The following is a 15,955-nucleotide window of genomic DNA, read 5'->3' as shown; positions in this document are numbered from 1 at the left end:
GAGGTGGTACGGACGGTGGTCGCGGGGGCCGGACGTGGCCCGCCACTCCCGGGGACGAACCGCGGGGCGCACCTCATCGGCGCCCCTTGCGGGTGGCACGGGTGGTGAGCTGCTCGTACGCCGGGGCGTCCTCGCCGAGAACCCGCTCCCAGGCGCGGTGGAACAGCTCGTCCACCGGAACCGGCGGGACGGACCGCGCATGTGCGGCCACGGCGTAGAGCCCTTCCTTCCAGGTCTCCACCGGCAGCGCGGGGGACTTGAGGTCGAGCCAGCCACCGGGCAGGAAGAGCGTGCGTCCGGCTCTCGGGCGCTTGGCCTCGACCACCAGGTCCGTCGCGGCCAGTTCGGCGCGGGCCCTCTTGGTCCGCGCCGGCTTCCAGCCGGTCCACCGGGCACGATTGCGGTCCGTGGGGTCCGGCAGGGCCAGCAACTGGAGGTAGAGAGCGGCCCCGTCCTCGCTCAGACCGTGCGCCGACGCCACCTCGGCGACCAGACCGGGCACGCTGACCATGGGGTCCTGGGCGTACCCCGCGGGTCGCCCGGTGCCCGCGCTGACAGCCCGGAGGAGCTCGTCACCCAGAACGGTGCGCAGAGCAGCCATCCCCCCGGCGCGCCCGGCGTGGACCAGCCCCTCGACGAGCCCGAACACGGGGTCGTCACAGCCGGTGAGTCCGGCCGGCCGGACCAGAACGGTCTCGGTGTCCTGGAACCAGGGCCGCAGCACGATCGCCTCACCGAGCCGGGTGAACCCCTGCGCGTCGGACTGCCCCGAGGCCGGGAGCCCGTACGCCTTGCGGAGCTCCCGGGCGGTGGAACGCCCCTGTTCCGTCCACTCGATGTCGAGGTCGAGCAGCAGTTCCGGGTCGGTGAAGCGGTGGCGCAGCGCGGCCAGTCCGTCCGGCAGGGCCGCGCGCAGCGGGTGCCCGTACGGCAGGACGTAGGCCAGGGAGGCCAGGGCCCCGACGGCGTGCTGGACCGTGTGCCGCGCGGGCACGGCCGAGGGATCCGCGGCGACCAGATGGCCGTCCTTGTCCGGCCGCTGAACCGTGGTCCGGCTGAGCCAGGGGGTCTGCCGGGGATTCAGCACCGCCTCCACCGAGGCGACGGGCGCCCCCACGACCTCCCCCGCGAGGTGCTCCGGCAGGCGGACCAGATGGCCCAGCCGCTCCTCCCACATCCGGCCCGCAGCCGCCGTGTCCGGGCCGGACAGCCACAGATCGGCGGGGTCCTCGGGAAGCAGCGCACCGACGAGCGCCACCCGGTCCTCGTGACCGACCGGGGCCAAGAGATCCTCACCCGACTGCACCTGCCGCCGCTTCAGACCCACGGCGGCGAGCTTCGCCGCCTCCCACGGTGACGGTTCGGCGGCGAGCAGCACACCGGCCTGGAGCGGGCCGAGCCCGTCGCGAGCGGCGGACGCGAACGCCTCGGCAGCCTCGGACCGCCAGGGCGCGGCCCCCTTGTCCCGGACCAGGCGGACGACCTCCGCGAGGTGTCCGGCGGTGATCGTCGAGGCGTGCCGGGTCTCCCGCTCCAGCGTGAAGTGGGCCACCGCGCCGAAGGCACCCGACGGGTCATGGTCCAGCGCGAGCCACTCCACCCGGTTCTGCCGGGCGTCGGCGCTCTGGCAGCCGAGCACCACCACGGTGCGGCCGTCACGGCGCAGCACCTGGCCCGTGCGCTGCCGCTTGTCGTGAGGCTCGCTCAGCACGACCTCGCGGAGCGTGCCTTCCCCTCCGGCCAGCGGACCTTCAAGGACCGCTTCGAACAGCAGGAGCAGGGCCTCGCGTTCGTCGGCGCCCACGGCGGGGCCGGCGGCCCGGTACGCCAGCGGCCGCAGCACGGCCAGGGCGTCCGTCCACACCGTGCCGATGCCGGGAACGGTGAACGCCTCGCCGCGCCAGCCGTCGCCCAGAGCGGTGAGCCGCTCGGCATCGGACAGCGGCTTGCCGTCCGCGGGCTTCCCGGACAGCACATGGTTCACCGCCCGGATCTGACGCAGCACGCCGAACCGCTCACCGCCCCACCCTCCGTGCAGGTTCGCGAGGCGGGAGGTCGCGTTCCGCATCAGATGGTCCTCGCCGTGCTCGGGCGCGTAGTCCGCGAACATCCCCTGCTTCCGCCGGGACGGCGGCTGCTTCACGGGCGGTGCCGTGAACGTGGCCGCCGAGTCGGCGAGGCGCAGGGCCGAACGGACGAGCGCGGCGACACCGATCAGCAGCGGCTGCGCGGTGAGCCGCGGCAGGAGCCGGGTCACGGCACGCAGGACGGCCTCGTCCGCGGACGGTACGGCGGCCTTGGCGGCCTCGTCCGGCCGGGCCCGCGTCAGCGCGTCCTGCCGCTCGGCCAGCGCCTTCGCGGCGGCCCGCATCAGCTCGCCGGCCTGCTCGTCGGTCAGAGCGCGCAGCACGGCCGAGCCCTGCTCGTCGCGAGGGCGCAGCGCGTGCCAGAAGGCGACCGGCGGGACGAGCCGGGTACCGGCGGCGAACTCACCACCCCGCTCGCACGGCGTGACCCGGCCGAGCAGTCCCGCACCGGTACTCTCCGCCCCGGCGAACAGGGAGATGTCCGCATGCGTCCGCACGGCGAACGGTGCGGCCCGGCCGGGCAGCCGCAGCGCGCCCAGCGGGACCCCCAAGATCCGACCGTCGTCGTCCGCCCGCAAGGTGACCGTCCGGCCGTCCGGCGTCCCGGCCGTCATCCGGGCGTCTGCCCCCTCGCCCTGCTCGCGTACCCACCGGCCGAGCACCGTGCCGTCCGTGCCGAACGGGCTCTCCTCCAGGCCCGGTTGCAGGGGCAGCACCTCGCAGGCGTCCGTGAGCAGGGAAGCACCCTCCAGGACACCGGAACGCAGCAGGGCGGGCAGGGACGCACGCCCGTGGGCGCCGGTGGCCGGGTCGTACTCCAGCCACAGCGTCCGCCGGCCCTGCCTGCCCTGACGCCAGCAGGTGGTTCCGTCACCGATGACGGCGCGGCGGGGCGGCAGGTCGGTGTCGCCCGTGTGCAGCACGCGGCCGCCGGTGGCCCGGCCGCCGCCCGGCAGCGGAATCGAGACGGTCTCGGCGTCGTGCCCCGACCACCACGAGGACAACTGCTCGCCGCCCAGCGTGAACACCTCGGACGGGCGGGCGGACCAGTACGCCGACTGCTTGCCGCCCTGCCGCCACATCACGAGCAGTTCCCCGTCCACGTAACGGAACCGGGGGCGCTGCCAGCGGTCGATCCCGTCCGGGAGGCACAGGTCGTGTTCGAGCAGCACCTCCTCGGGCCCGACGACGAGCGCCTTGCGGCCACGGACCAGCACCAGGGCGGGCCACGCCTCGTGCACGGCCAGGGTGTTGTCCTCGCCCTTGCGCACCTCGGCGTCGAGCCGCCGCAACGCCTTCTCCAGGGCCGGCCAGCCCAGTTCGTCGAGGACGCCGGCGCGCAGAGTACGGCCGAGCAGTGGCGCGAGCGGGTGCCCGGCGGTCCTGGCGACGGCGCCGGGCGCGACATCGGCGGCCACCGCCCGGAAGGCGCGCAGACGGTCGAGCGCTGTGCCGGCCCCGGGCAGACCCACCGCGCCGGTGTACTCCCCGGCCGCCTCCTCCAGCCACTCGCGCGCCACCTCACGGAGCACGGGATGGGCGGCGAGAGCGGCCAGGACCTCGCGGCGCGCCCGGTGGCCACTGCCCAGAGCCCCCACCGCCCGGTGCAGCAGAGCCCGGAACCGCGGATCGGCACCGGTGGCGACCAGGTCCCGCCGGACGGACGGCCCGGTGGCGCCGGACAGCCATTGATCCAGCGCCAGATGCACATTCACACCGGCGGCGGGCAACGTGAGCGGAATGTTCTCGGCCACGCACAGGTCCAGCAGATCGAGGTCCGCGCCCGCGTGCCAGCGACCGCTGAACAGATCGACGGGCCGTCCGGCCGCACGCAGCCGTGGCGCCATCCGCCCGACGAGCGCCAGGGTGGCCGGGGAACGCCGTGACCAGGAAGCGCCGTGCTTGCGGTGCAGCGACCAGCGGCTCAGCCAGTCCGCGGCGTCCACCGCCTGCCCGTCGCCTGGCTCCGAGGTCAGCAGCGCCTCCGCGCCGCTCTCCGCCAGCAGCGTCAGCCAGAGCTCGTCGTCCTCGACACCGCGGCCCAGCCCGGTGGGCATGATCTCCAGCAGTCGCGTCCGCACCTCCGGCCGGAGCCCGGTGAGAACCGGCAGCGTGGTCCGGTAGGCGGTCCAGAAGGAGGCCGGGGCCCGCACGGCGGCGGGGGAGGCCAGCAGGTCGGCGACGAGCGCGCACTCCTCGGCGACCCGGTCGAGACCGGCGGCCCTGACCAGACCGCGGGCGTCCTGCGGCAGCGAGGCGTACGGCGGCATTCCCGCCGCGCAGCGCTCCACGGTCAACTGCCGGAACTGCGCCCACGCCTCGGCGGGGTCGAGCCGCCGGGACAGGTCCCGCACGTGTTCCTTCAGGGCCTTGACCGTCAGCGCACCGGCGAACGCGAACTCCAGGAAGACCGCGCGCTGCCGCTCCTCGTCGACCGCGAGCGCGTGCACACGCTCCGCCTCGCGCGCCTTGCCGAAGAAGGCGGCGGCATACGTCGTGTTCTCGTGTTCGAGGAAGACCCGGGCCGCCTGCTCGTAGAACGTGGGCAGGAAGTGGGGCACGGCCCGGCCGAGCCGCACACCGAGCGCCTCGAAGCCCGCCTTCGCGTTCCCCGGGCGGGACTTGGCCTGGCGGGCGAGCCGCTCGACGTCCTTGACCAGGGCCAGCGCGTGGTGCCCGTTGGCCGGGTCGTTGACCAGCGCCCAGGCCGGGAACTCGAGCGTCTCCCGGCGCACCTGCCCGACCTCGGGGGTCTCCGGCTCGCGGACCAGGCCCAGGAACTCCAGCGCGAGGTCCTCCGCCTCCCCGAGCGTGCCGGGCACCAGCCGGACCACGCGCCGGTCGTCCAGGGCCGGATGCCCGTAGGACCGTACGGTCAGGGTGTCGGCGTCCTCCCGCGCGGTCGTACCGGGAAGCAGCACGGCGCCCGCCTCCAGCAGCGTGCCCGTCGTGGTGTCGTCGTACGTCGCGCTCATGCCGCCCGCTCCTCGTCCTCGATGTCCCGCCCGGCGTACAGAGCGGCCGCCATCCGCATCCCCTCCGACCAGGAGACCGGCCCCACCTGACCGAGCCTCAGCGTGCCCCCGGTGGGTCCGCTCCACGTCAGCGGACCGGTCTCGGTCTCCTCGTAGCCGTCGTAGTCGCCGATCCACACCCGGGCCTCGGCGGTGCGGCCCTCCTCCAGCACGGAGCACAGGGCGTGCCCGCCCCGCACCCGGTAACCCAGCTGGGCCGCCCTGCCGTGCAGGAAGCGGAGCTCCTTGAACGAGCCGCCCGCGTACTCCTCGACCTGTGTGCTCGCCGCGTCCACGGCCGCCGGGCGGCGCCACACCTCACGGAAGAGCTGCTGGGCCCGCTGGTCGATGCCGAGCTCGACGGCGAACTCCCGCAGCTCGTCGAGGTCGTCGAGGAGCACGGGATGGGGAAGGCGCACGACGTCAGGGGTGATCCGCACGGTGTCGCCGTCCAGGTCCACCAGGCCGAGCCCCCGCTCGGGGTCCGCGTCCCGGAGGAATCCCGCGACCTCTCCGCCGGGCCCCGTGACGACGAGGTCGCGCAGGGCGGCCTGCCAGGCCGGATCCGGCCACACACGGGTCACCACGGTCGCCGGAACCGGCAGTGAACGCACCATCCACCGCTCCACGTCGGCCAGGCACCGCCGCTCGTGCCGCTCCAGCCACTCGGCGAGACCGCGCAGCCCCACGACCGCCGGATCGTCCGCGATTCCGGCCGGAACGGACTTCAGCCGCCGTCCCGCCGCGTTGCGGCACACCACCTTGCCGTCGTCGAGGGCGATCTCGTAACCGCCCGCCTTCACCCACCCCATGCGTGCCTCCCCGCACCGCTGTGAACAAGTGAGCGGAACTCTATGAGGACCCACTGACAACGGCTTTCGGAGCTCTTGCGCGCGGCCCTCCGGCTCCGGTCGCGAACCGGTGCCCCGGATCGGGGCGGGCCCCCGCGGCACGGCCACCGACGCCGTTCGGTTCGGCTGAAAACATGCGCTTCTCACCGCGATGTACCGCGCCGGAATCACCCCGGGCGGCCGCGACGTCGCTTCCGCGATGCAAACACCGCAGGGTTCGCACGTATGTGCGTCGCGGGAGTGTGCGTCAGCTGGGGACGGGGCCGACACGTCCCGGAACACCCCGGAACGGCACCCCGCCGCCCCCCGCGCGTCGTGGTCCGTCCGGCGGTCCGGCTGCCGCGCCCGCCGCGCTCCGACGCTCCCTCGCGCCGCGGCCGCCGTTCCCCGCCCTCGGCACAGCCTGACCAAAACGCCCAGGTGAACCGGGCTACGCCGAAGCGGCTCGCCGTCCCCGTCCGGCCGAGCGCGGGGCTCGTTGCGAGAGATGTCCCCGTCTGCCCACCACGTGAGGACGTGTCGGACAACGGCCGCCGGCCCCGGATCCGCGCCGGCCACGCGGCCCATGGCTCTGAGTGGCGGGATCCTCACTCTCGCGGTACCGCCGAATTGATCTTTTCGGGTTCACAACCGATAAGCTCCCTCCCGGCGCAGCGAGTTGACGCGATCGCGACCGGTCGTCTCGTGGTGCGTACTCAACGGTGCGGTCACCTCGCACACCCCCTGTTCGATCATTTTGCTTCAAAGGATGCAGATGGAACTCGCCACTCCGCCTCCGGCGGCGCGGGCCCCTGCCACCCGGCACCTCTGGTGGCTGATGCCACTGGGCCTGGGTGGCGGGACGGCGGCCGCAACATTCATCAGTTCGGATCGGATACCCGCGGCCGTCCTCGGTCTCGCGGCGACGGTCGGCAGCACCGTGTGCGTACTCCTCCTCCTGCGCACCCGTACGCGGCTGCGCCTGGCCGAGGAGGCCCGCCGCACCGCCCAGGCCGAACACGCCAGGCAGTCCGCCACCGAGCGCGAGGCCCAGAAGGCCCAGCTCGCCGAGCAGGCACAGGCGCACGAGGAGCGGCTGGCCGAGAGCTCCCGGGTGTACGAGGAGCGGCTGTCCCGGCAGACCGCGGCCTACGAGAGCCGGTCCACCGAGCGAGCCGGAGCCTGGCAGGAGCGGCTCGACCACCAGCTCGCCGCGATCGCCCTCCTCAACGACCAGCAACTCCCGGCCGCCGTAGCACAGTTGAAGGCGGGTGACGCCATCGACGACATCGTCCCGACCGTCGAGCAGCGCATGAAGGCCGGCGACGACCTCCAGGCCGGACTGGGCAAGGTCCTCAGGACCGCGCTGATGGGCATCGAGGCCGAGCTCGACCGCTCGACCTCCGCCGAACAGGCCGTCATCGGCGTCGGCAACCGCATCCACGTCCTGACCAGCAAGCTCCGCGGCCGGCTGCACGAGATGCAGGGCGAGCACGGCCGTCAGCCCGCCGTCGCCCAGTGCCTCATGGAACTGGACCAGGCCATCGGCCCCGCCGACTGTCTCGCCGCCAGCATCGTGGTGCTCGGTGGCTCCGACCGGCCGGGCCGGCAGTGGCAGGAACCGCAACGCCTGCTGAGCGTGGTGCGCGGCGGCATCGGCCGGATCAAGGACTTCCACCGCGTCCAACTGCGCCACCTGCCCGAACTCGGCGTCGACGGCGGTCTGGTGGACCACCTCACGCTGATCTTCGCGCACCTGCTCGACAACGCCGCGCGGTACTCGCCGCCCACCGAACCGGTGATCGTCTCCGGCAAGGAGGTCCCCAACGGCGTCGGCATCGAGATCCAGGACTCCGGCAAGGGCCTGAGCGAGGAGAAGAAGCGCGAGGCCGAACACGCCCTCGCGGGCACCTCGCCCGGCGCGGGCCTCGGCGGCATCTCGGAGGACGCCAACATCGGCCTCCGCGTGGTCGGCCTCCTCGCCCGCCGGTACGACATCCGCGTCACCTTCGCCGACTCGCCCTGGCTGGGTACGTCCGTCGTGGTCGTCGTACCGCACAAGTACTTCCGGCCGCTCCCCGCCCTCGCCCCGGCCACCGCACCGCAGATCCCGACGGAGCCCACCGCACCGCACGGCACCGCGCCCGCCGCCCCCCAGCCCGAACCGGCCCCGGCCACGGTCTTCGAGAACGAGGACATGGTGGAGACCACCCCCGGTGGCCTGCCCCGGAGGCGGAGCCGGCGCGGCGAGACGGCCGTCGAAACCCCCCAGGACGGCCCGAACACCGTCCCCGCCTTCCCGGCCGTCCCGCCGGAGGCCTCCTTCGCGGGCCTCGCGGCCTTCGCCGACGCCGGACGCGACACCGGCACGGCGACGGACGGGTCCCCGACCGCAGCCAACGGCCACGGCACGGCCGCCGGTGGCGCACCGACCGAGCACCGCACTGAAGAGAGCGACTAGTCCCATGACGTACCAGGGAACCGACATGAGCTGGGCGCTGCGCGACCTCGTGGAGAGCATCCAGGAGATCAGCTTCGCCCTCGTGGCCTCCAGCGACGGGAAGGCGATCACCTCCTTCGGCGCCGAAGACCCCGACGACGTGGACCGCTTCGCCGCCGTGGTGGCCGGACTCCAGGCACTGGCCCAGCCGGTCGCCGAGCAGTTCCCGCAGCACGCCGGGCAGTTGCGGCTGGCGATGATCGAGGTGGACGGCGGGCACCTCTTCGTCGTCCGCGCGGGCGTGGAGACGTACCTCGGCGTACTCGCCCGCGAGGGCCTCGACCAAGGCCTGCTCGGCCATCAGATGAGGGATCTGGCCCGCCGCATGGGCGAGCTCCTCGGCACCTCGCCGCGACTGGAGGGGCACTCTGGATGAGTGCTCCCCGTCGGCCGACCGACCCGTCCGGCCTCGAGCGCTACTACGTTCTCACCAAAGGGCGCAGCGGACCGGGCGGTTCGGCGTCGACCCTGGACGTGGCGACCCTCGTCATCGCGCGGGACGTCCCCACATCGGGCATGCAGCACGAGTACGAGGAGATCCTCCGGCGCTGCCGTGAACCGCTGTCGGTGGCCGAACTCGGCGCCCACCTCCGGCTGCCCTTCAACATCCTCGCGGTGCTGCTGTCCGACCTGCTTCAGGCAGGCCGTATCGACGCCCGTGATCCCGTCCCGGCACATGACGTCGGCCGTGGGCCCGACATCGCGCTCCTTGAGGAGGTACTCAGTGGACTTCAAAGGCTTTGACCAACCCGGGAGCACGGCGGCCGGGGACACACGCTCGGTGAAGGTGATGATCGCCGGGGGCTTCGGCACGGGGAAGACCACCATGGTCCGCTCGGTGAGCGACATCAAGCCCCTGACGACCGAGGAGACCCTCACCCAGGCCAGCGCCGGGGACGACCATCTCATCGGTGTCACCGACAAGGCACAGACCACCGTCAGCCTGGACTTCGGCAAGATCAGTCTCAACGACACACTCATGCTGTACCTGTTCGGCACCCCCGGTCAGGAACGGTTCTGGTTCCTGTGGAACGGCCTGTTCAAAGGCGCGCTCGGCGCCGTCGTCCTCGTGGACACCCGCCGACTGGCCTCCAGCTTCCGGGCGATCGAGGAGATGGAGCGGCAGAAGGTCCCCTTCGTCATCGCGCTCAACATCTTCCCGGACTCACAGGACTACCCGGTCAACGAGATCCGCGACGCCCTGGACATCCCGTCGCACACCCCGGTCGTGTCCTTCGACGCCCGCAGCCGGAGTGCCAGCCGTGACGTGCTCGTCACTCTGATCCGGCACCTGAAAGACCGTTCGGCCGCTGCCCTGGAGCCCCGATGAGCGAACAGACCCCGCCCAGAGCCACCGAGGGCGGCTGCCCGGTCGCCCACGGCGAGGACACCACCCGGCTCTACGGTTCCGGGGTGGAGGACTTCTCCCACGCCGTCTACGCGCAACTGCGCACGCGGCACGGCGGCGTCGCCCCCGTGCTGCTGGAGGGTGACGTCCCCGCCTGGCTCGTGCTCGGCTACCGGGAGAACCGGCGGGTGCTCGACAACCCTCTCCAGTTCAGCCGGGACTCGCGTATATGGCGGGACTTCAAGGAAGGCCGGGTCGACACCACCTCACCGTTGATGCAGATGGTGGGCTGGCGCCCCGACTGCGTCTCCCAGGACGGCGAACCGCACCGCCGGCTGCGCGGCGCGGTGACCGACAACCTGTACGCCGTGGCCGGACGGGGCATCCGCCGTCACGTCACGCACTTCGCGAACCAGCAGATCGACGCGTTCGCGGACACGGGCCGGGCCGATCTGGTCGCCGACTTCTCCGAGTACCTGCCGATGCTGGTCCTCACCCGGGTCTTCGGTCTCGCCGCGAAGGAGGGGCGCTCCCTCGCAGAGTCGAGCAAGCAGGTCATCAAGGGCGGGGCGGACGCCCTGACACACAACGAGCGCATCATGGGGATACTGGGAGAGCTCGCCGCCCGCAAACGTGCCGAGCCCGGATCCGACTTCGCCTCCGGCCTCATCAAGCACCACGCGGCGCTCGACGAGGACGAGGTCGTCAACCACCTGCGCCTGGTGCTGATCACCGCCCACACCACCACCAGCAACCTGCTGGCGCGGACCCTGCAACTCGTCCTCACCGACACCACCTGGCTGTCCGACCTGGTGAGCGGGCAGGTGAACATGTCCACGGTCGTGGAGGAGGTGATGTGGAACACCCCGCCGCTCGCCGTGCTGCCGGGGCGCTTCGCCACCGCCGACCTGGAGCTCGGCGGCTGTCCGGTCAAGCAGGGCGACCTGCTCGTCCTCGGTCTCGCGGCAGGCAACCACGACCCCGGGATCCGCCCCGACGCCGACATCTCGGTCAGGGGGAACGCCTCGCACCTCGCCTTCAGCGGCGGCCCGCACGAGTGCCCCGCGCAGAACATCGGCCAGGCCATCATCGAGACGGCGGTCGACGTCCTGCTCCACCGGCTGCCCGGACTGCGTCTGGCGGTGGCGCCGGACGAGCTCACCTCCACCGCCTCGACCTGGGAGTCGAGGCTCGACAGCCTGCCGGTCGAGTTCGCCGTCTGATGCTCTGAAGCTGACGCCCAGTCAGGTCTGGCCTGCCGAGCCGTTTGACGCCATGTCACGTCGGACGCCTCGGAACATCTGACATGACGTCACATACGGACCTGTCGCCCTGCGCGACGTCACGGCCCGGCCGGACACCCGGCCGGGCCGTGCGCCCGTGTCACATCGTCAGCAGGTCGTCCACCGAGCCCCGTCCGGACAGTTCGGCCGTGGCCACCGGGCCGTCCTTGTCCGCCGCGTAGCGGCCGGTGGTCAGTGCCCACTCGTAGTTGCCGTTGATCCAGTGCCGGACGGCCTCCACGCCCATCCACACCCGGGCCCGCTCCTCGTCACCGAGGCCCAACTCGTCGCACATGTGCGGGACACGGGCCTCCAGGCCGACGTACTCGTCGAGGCAGCCGGTCGTCATCCGGTATGCCTCGCCGATGGCCTCCTCCCACGAGCAGTCCCGCTCCTGGCGCAGTACGGCGATCAGGTTGTGGCCGTCCCCCCGGCGCCGCTCCCGCTCGAAGGAGTGGATGTCGTTCATGAACCCGATCGTGTCCGCCGCCAGGTCCCGCATCCGTTCCATCAGAGGATGGGCCATCGCGGCCGGTGGGACCTCGAAGCCGCGACTGCGCTCGCCCATGTCGATGCTGTGGTGGATACCGACCGTACGGCGCCGGAAGCCGACGTAGGCGCTCAGGTCCAGCTTCCCGGCCAAATCCTGGGCCGCGAGGTCGACTTCCTCGCAGTGGGCCACCAGGAAGCGGCCCCAGGACGCGGCGAACCGCGTCTGCCAAGTCAGGGACATGCCACTTGAGAGATGACCCCAGACCTCCGTCCAGGCCAGGGTGATGGGGCAGACCACCCGAGGCGCGGTGCCGGCCGGACGCAGCGGTGTGGCGATCAGCTCCCGCGCCACCTCCGCTATCCGGTCCGCACGGTCGGGCCGAGCGGAGTCGAACTGGTCGTCGAAGAGGAAGGCCAGGGAGAACCAGTTCATCAGGACGGTCAGATCGTCCGCCGAGGCGTGCGGATAGGTGCGGGCCGCGGCCTGGGCGAGGTCCCAGGACCGGTACTCCTCGAAACCGGTCCGACTGCGCACCAGCCCTCTTTCCCGCACCCAGAGCAGATGGCGGTCCCTCGCGTACGCGAGATGCGGGCTGACGGGTGTGGTGAAGGGAAGGTCGAACCGGACGTCCTGGGGCATGTGCATCCTTTCGGGGGGGACGGAACGCGGAAGCCCGCCCCGTGTACGGGTGAGCGCACCGTGGACAACGCACTCGAACGGGCCTACGAGGTGCGGGTGTTCATCCGATGAGCTACGAGGCTGCCCCCCACCGTAAATGATCAACGTGCGGGACATGCGCGATCTCCGTTACCGGTCAGGCGTCCGAGGCCGCTCGGGCGGTACTCAGGGGTCTCGTTCGGCGCTCAGGAGCGGGGCGCTGTGGCGGAAGGAGGCGCGGACGGCGACCGCCGGCCAGGCCGACACGGACGGTAGGACCCGTCGTGGCGCGGCAGGCTCGGCGGACAGCAGGAAGCCAGGGTCCAGTACGAGTTCGTCGTCGAGCAGGCCGCACGCCGCCCGTGTGCGTGGCGAGGTGCGCCCGGACGCAGGGGGCGGCGCCGGGCCGGTCCGGTCGGTGACGGATTCGGTGGAGGCGAGAGCCGGCGGCGCGGGATCACGGATCCGTGAACTCCCCGCACCGCACCAGCGCGCCCACGCGCCCGGACGCTCGCCGACGCGGATCGTTCGCACGCTCTGCGGACTGAGCGGAGGCAGGGCGCGGCCGTCGAGTCAGGGTCCATCGATGCGGAATGTCACCCGTTCGAGTTAACGGGGCCCCGAGTGTGGATGGATTCGTTGACAAGTTTCCGCAAGTCGACGGACTGCGAGAGGGGGAGCGCAGCCATGGCGCGGGCGTGGCGGAGGTTCGCGCGGGCGCATTTCAGGCTCGACGAATTCGCGGTCTTCGCGGCTGTTGCCCGTTTCCGGCGATCAAGTCTGATCAATTGATTGATGTTTTTGTATGGATGGTTGATTTCTTGATTAACGCAGGGGTGGCGGGTACCCATACCCACGGCCCTACGTTGTGGCATCGGGCGCGTGCGGAAGGTAGTACATTCCGACTCCCGGCCTTCGCCGGGCAGGCAAAGACCCCGGCTACTGGTTGGTCGCCTCACGCCGGGGTCTCTTGTCACTTCTCAACGTCAGCTCGGAAACCCGGGAAGAAAGGAGCCCCTTCGTGTCTCTTCTCCGACGTCGAACCGTCTCCCTGCATGTGCGTCTGCGATTGCACGAAGACCGAGTCGTGAACGTATCACCCCTGCCCCGCCTGTGGTTCGAACGCCGCATGGGGATGTCATGGCTGTCATGGTGAGGGGAATCCCGCTCAGCGCGCCGCCTTCTCGGCCGCTGCCCGTGATCCCGGGAATTCCCGCGTCCGGGACGCCGCCCCTTCTGACGCTTTCCTGACGGGCTCTCATGGATAGGCGCTGGTCGGCCGATGGGCCCGTTGTCGCGGGTCCGACCCGGACCCCTGGCGAGAGCACGGCTCCCTCCCTGCCCGTGCCCCAGATCCCTCACCGTGCCAACCGGGCGGGTGGGCACAGATACCCGCCCCCGCACCCCCGAAAGAGGTCTCCCATGCCCAACCGTCCACACTCCGGACCGGAGCGGCCGACCCGCAACGGGCCCGCCGTCGACGCCGACCGGGCCACGCGCTGCACCGAAGCCGTACGCGACATCGCCGAGGATGTCGTCGTGGTCGGTGACGCGTTCATCAACCGCGCCTCCGACGGCGCCGCGTCGGCCTCCGAACTGCTCGGTCTCGTCGTCATGGCCCAGGGCCTCGTCGAGGAGGCGACCGCGGCCCTCGTCGTCCGCCAGAGGTCCCAGGGCGAACCGCTCGCCGACCTCGCGCCCGTCCTGAACCTCACCGAGGACCGGCTGCGCAAGAAGTACGACCCCCGGACGGTCGACCGGAAGCTGGCTGCCCGCCGCCGGCCGATGCGTACGGCCTACGCCTCCCCGCAGCCCGACGACCCACCGACCGTGAAGAACTCATTGCGCCGGCCCCGCCAGCGTCTGGCCTGCGCGCTCACCCTCATGTGGAAGCACTCCGGTATCTCCCAGCGCGTACTCGCCGAGCACATGACCATCGACCCGTCCTACGTCTCACGCATGCTCTCCGGCGAGCGGGACGTCACCCTGCAGCACGTGAAGATGATCGCCGACGCGTGCGGCGGCAACCCGGACCTCGTCAAGCCGTTATGGGACGTCGCCACCGGCGTACAGGACGGTGGGACCGACCCGGTGCGCACCCTGCGCTCCTACCTGCGGGCCCTGCGCTACGCCGCCGGGTCACCCAGCGACGAGAGGATCCTCGCCTCCGTCCAGAACACCGTCACCAAGGCCGAGTTGCACCAGGCGTTCGAAGGCCCCGGCATTCCGGCGTGGCCGGTCATCCACCAGCTCACCACCGCCTTCCAGAGCCTGCCCCACATCACCCGCCCGCTCTGGCGCAAGGCGCGGACCAGTGTCGAGGCGGTCGGCCGCACCTTCCCCGCCGACGCCTTCGGCTGACCACGACCGGGAGGAGAACGACCATGAAGCCCGCCCGGCCCGCCGTCCTCACGAACTCCTTCTACGCGTTCTACGACCTGCACCGCCCCGCCTACCACTCCTACGCCTTGGCCCTCCTCGCCCCGGAGGAGGCCCGTATAGCGGTGTCCCACCTCTTCGACCTCGTGGCGGGCAACTGGACCACCGTTGTCTCCGGGCGGTGCCCCTCGGCATGGGCGTGGCGGCAGCACACACGGGTCGTCGCCCGTCGGAGCGGCCGTACGCTCACCGCCGCCGAGGACGCGACCCTCTTCCACGACAAGCTGCGGCTGAGCGTCGACCAGATCGCCACGGTCACCGGTGCCGAGCCCGCGACCGTCACCACGCTCCTGGCCGCCGCCAGGCGGACACGCACGCCGACGAAGGCCGGCTCCCGCTCCTGGGCGTTCGTGGCGAGGCCCACGGCGTCGGCGGAGGCCCGGCAGTGCTCCGCACCGTGCCCCACGCCATGCCTCCGCACCGCTTCGGTGCCGTGCCCCGCGGCGGCGGCCGAGTCCGCGGCGGCAGGTCAGCCGGAAGGCGGCGACACCCGCCAGACGCATCCGCTGACCAGGGCGTAGCACGTAATCGGGCGGTGGAAGACGCTCCCGCACGTCCCGCCCCCGCTCCCGCCGCGAGCCGAGTCGGTGAGCGGCTACGGCGCGCCCCGCAGATAGCGGGTGACCATGTCCACCAGTTCGTTCTCAAGCGTCTCGACGGGGATGGTCCGTGGGTCGGCCATGACCTTGTGCGTGTTCAACTCCACGGTGAACACGATCAGTTCGGCCGCCGTGTCCAGGTCTCGCACGCGGACGTCCGGGTGCCGGGCGAGGACATCGCGTACCTGACCCACACGGTTCCTTCCATGCCGGTCGATCGTGTCGAGCAACGCCTGCGAGAGAGACGCCTCTTCGATCATGATCCGCAGGAGTTGCGGATCGTCGCTGTGGTGGTCTATCGCGTCACGGACCAGTGCCCGCACCATCGACTCCAGGCTCCCGGCGGACAGATCGAGCTGGTCGGCCCGCGTCCACGCGCCACGGTCGATGTGCCGCACCAGCAGTTCGGCGAGGACGGCGTCCTTGTTCGGGAAGTACTGGTACAGCGAGCCGATGGAGACGCGGGCGCGTTCGGCGATGCGGTTGGTGGTGCCGGCGGCGTAGCCGTACTCGGCGAAAACGTGAGCAGCGGCGGTGAGGATGCGCTCGCGGGTGAGCTCGGCACGCACCTGACGGGGCTTGCGACGTGGCTGAAGACGACGGTCGTCGGACGGCATCCGAGGTCCCTCTCAAGGCGTGAAAAGCGAGTAGCCAAAGAGCTGAGCTATTACTCACAATAGTGCCATGAGCTGCGGAAACAAGGCG

Annotated in this window: 11 protein-coding genes; 7 read left to right on the top strand and 4 right to left on the bottom strand. The window is 71.7% G+C overall.

Features of this window, described 5'->3' with window-relative positions; genetic code table 11:
- Positions 1-73: 73 nt before the first annotated feature.
- Positions 74-5,062 carry a hypothetical protein gene (locus tag B9S64_RS00225; RefSeq protein WP_103490922.1) on the bottom strand — a complete coding sequence of 1,663 codons (4,989 nt, stop codon included), beginning with the start codon at positions 5,060-5,062 and terminating at the stop codon, positions 74-76.
- Positions 5,059-5,913 (bottom strand): DUF4132 domain-containing protein, encoded by an 855-nt coding sequence (locus B9S64_RS00220; RefSeq protein ID WP_103490923.1) that lies wholly within the window; start codon positions 5,911-5,913, stop codon positions 5,059-5,061. Before B9S64_RS00220 ends, B9S64_RS00225 begins: the two co-directional genes overlap by 4 nt.
- 793 nt (positions 5,914-6,706) lie before the next feature.
- Between B9S64_RS00220 and B9S64_RS00215 the strand changes: the two genes are divergently transcribed.
- The 5 genes from B9S64_RS00215 to B9S64_RS00195 are packed head-to-tail and all read left to right on the top strand — an operon-like array spanning position 6,707 to position 11,002.
- Positions 6,707-8,392, top strand: a complete 1,686-nt coding sequence (locus B9S64_RS00215; protein WP_103490924.1) for a sensor histidine kinase KdpD — start codon at positions 6,707-6,709, stop codon at positions 8,390-8,392.
- A 4-nt stretch (positions 8,393-8,396) separates the two neighbouring features.
- Positions 8,397-8,807, top strand: a complete 411-nt coding sequence (locus tag B9S64_RS00210) for a roadblock/LC7 domain-containing protein (protein WP_028442003.1) — start codon at positions 8,397-8,399, stop codon at positions 8,805-8,807.
- A complete protein-coding gene (locus B9S64_RS00205) occupies positions 8,804-9,175 on the top strand; it encodes a DUF742 domain-containing protein (RefSeq protein WP_103490925.1) in 372 nt (123 codons plus the stop codon). The genes B9S64_RS00210 and B9S64_RS00205 overlap by 4 nt, the downstream gene beginning before the upstream one ends.
- Positions 9,156-9,761, top strand: a complete 606-nt coding sequence (locus tag B9S64_RS00200; protein ID WP_103490926.1) for an ATP/GTP-binding protein — start codon at positions 9,156-9,158, stop codon at positions 9,759-9,761. Before B9S64_RS00205 ends, B9S64_RS00200 begins: the two co-directional genes overlap by 20 nt.
- Positions 9,758-11,002: a cytochrome P450 gene (locus B9S64_RS00195; protein ID WP_103490927.1), complete on the top strand. Its 1,245-nt coding sequence runs from the start codon at positions 9,758-9,760 to the stop codon at positions 11,000-11,002. The genes B9S64_RS00200 and B9S64_RS00195 overlap by 4 nt, the downstream gene beginning before the upstream one ends.
- Before the next feature lie 160 nt (positions 11,003-11,162).
- On the opposite strand, the gene B9S64_RS00190 is transcribed toward B9S64_RS00195, so the two are convergent.
- Positions 11,163-12,194 carry a 7-epi-alpha-eudesmol synthase gene (locus B9S64_RS00190; RefSeq protein WP_103490928.1) on the bottom strand — a complete coding sequence of 344 codons (1,032 nt, stop codon included), beginning with the start codon at positions 12,192-12,194 and terminating at the stop codon, positions 11,163-11,165.
- A gap of 1,440 nt (positions 12,195-13,634) precedes the next feature.
- Between B9S64_RS00190 and B9S64_RS00185 the strand changes: the two genes are divergently transcribed.
- Both B9S64_RS00185 and B9S64_RS34805 read left to right on the top strand, forming a co-directional pair.
- Complete coding sequence (locus B9S64_RS00185) at positions 13,635-14,573, top strand: helix-turn-helix domain-containing protein (RefSeq protein ID WP_103490929.1); 939 nt, start codon at positions 13,635-13,637, stop codon at positions 14,571-14,573.
- A 23-nt stretch (positions 14,574-14,596) separates the two neighbouring features.
- The gene (locus B9S64_RS34805) at positions 14,597-15,172 is read left to right on the top strand and encodes a hypothetical protein (protein ID WP_258037830.1); all 576 of its coding nucleotides are present in this window, start codon (positions 14,597-14,599) and stop codon (positions 15,170-15,172) included.
- Between the two features lie 74 nt (positions 15,173-15,246).
- Here the strand turns inward: B9S64_RS34805 and B9S64_RS00175 are convergent, their stop codons facing one another.
- Positions 15,247-15,867 carry a TetR/AcrR family transcriptional regulator gene (locus B9S64_RS00175; RefSeq protein WP_103490930.1) on the bottom strand — a complete coding sequence of 207 codons (621 nt, stop codon included), beginning with the start codon at positions 15,865-15,867 and terminating at the stop codon, positions 15,247-15,249.
- Between the last annotated feature and the right edge of the window lie 88 nt (positions 15,868-15,955).

Source organism: Streptomyces sp. SM18 (assembly GCF_002910775.2).
GTDB classification, from domain to species: Bacteria; Actinomycetota; Actinomycetes; order Streptomycetales; family Streptomycetaceae; genus Streptomyces; species Streptomyces halstedii.
The sequence above is the reverse complement of the archived record's forward strand: the minus strand, read 5'-3'. Positions and strand labels throughout refer to the sequence as shown.

Coding starts and splice junctions, on each gene's coding strand:
- B9S64_RS00175 (WP_103490930.1), bottom strand. CDS start 15,867: ATGCCGTCCGACGACCGTCGTCTTCAGCCACGTCGCAAGCCCCGTCAG.
- B9S64_RS34805 (WP_258037830.1), top strand. CDS start 14,597: ATGAAGCCCGCCCGGCCCGCCGTCCTCACGAACTCCTTCTACGCGTTC.
- B9S64_RS00190 (WP_103490928.1), bottom strand. CDS start 12,194: ATGCCCCAGGACGTCCGGTTCGACCTTCCCTTCACCACACCCGTCAGC.
- B9S64_RS00205 (WP_103490925.1), top strand. CDS start 8,804: ATGAGTGCTCCCCGTCGGCCGACCGACCCGTCCGGCCTCGAGCGCTAC.
- B9S64_RS00185 (WP_103490929.1), top strand. CDS start 13,635: ATGCCCAACCGTCCACACTCCGGACCGGAGCGGCCGACCCGCAACGGG.
- B9S64_RS00225 (WP_103490922.1), bottom strand. CDS start 5,062: ATGAGCGCGACGTACGACGACACCACGACGGGCACGCTGCTGGAGGCG.
- B9S64_RS00195 (WP_103490927.1), top strand. CDS start 9,758: ATGAGCGAACAGACCCCGCCCAGAGCCACCGAGGGCGGCTGCCCGGTC.
- B9S64_RS00215 (WP_103490924.1), top strand. CDS start 6,707: ATGGAACTCGCCACTCCGCCTCCGGCGGCGCGGGCCCCTGCCACCCGG.
- B9S64_RS00220 (WP_103490923.1), bottom strand. CDS start 5,913: ATGGGGTGGGTGAAGGCGGGCGGTTACGAGATCGCCCTCGACGACGGC.
- B9S64_RS00210 (WP_028442003.1), top strand. CDS start 8,397: ATGACGTACCAGGGAACCGACATGAGCTGGGCGCTGCGCGACCTCGTG.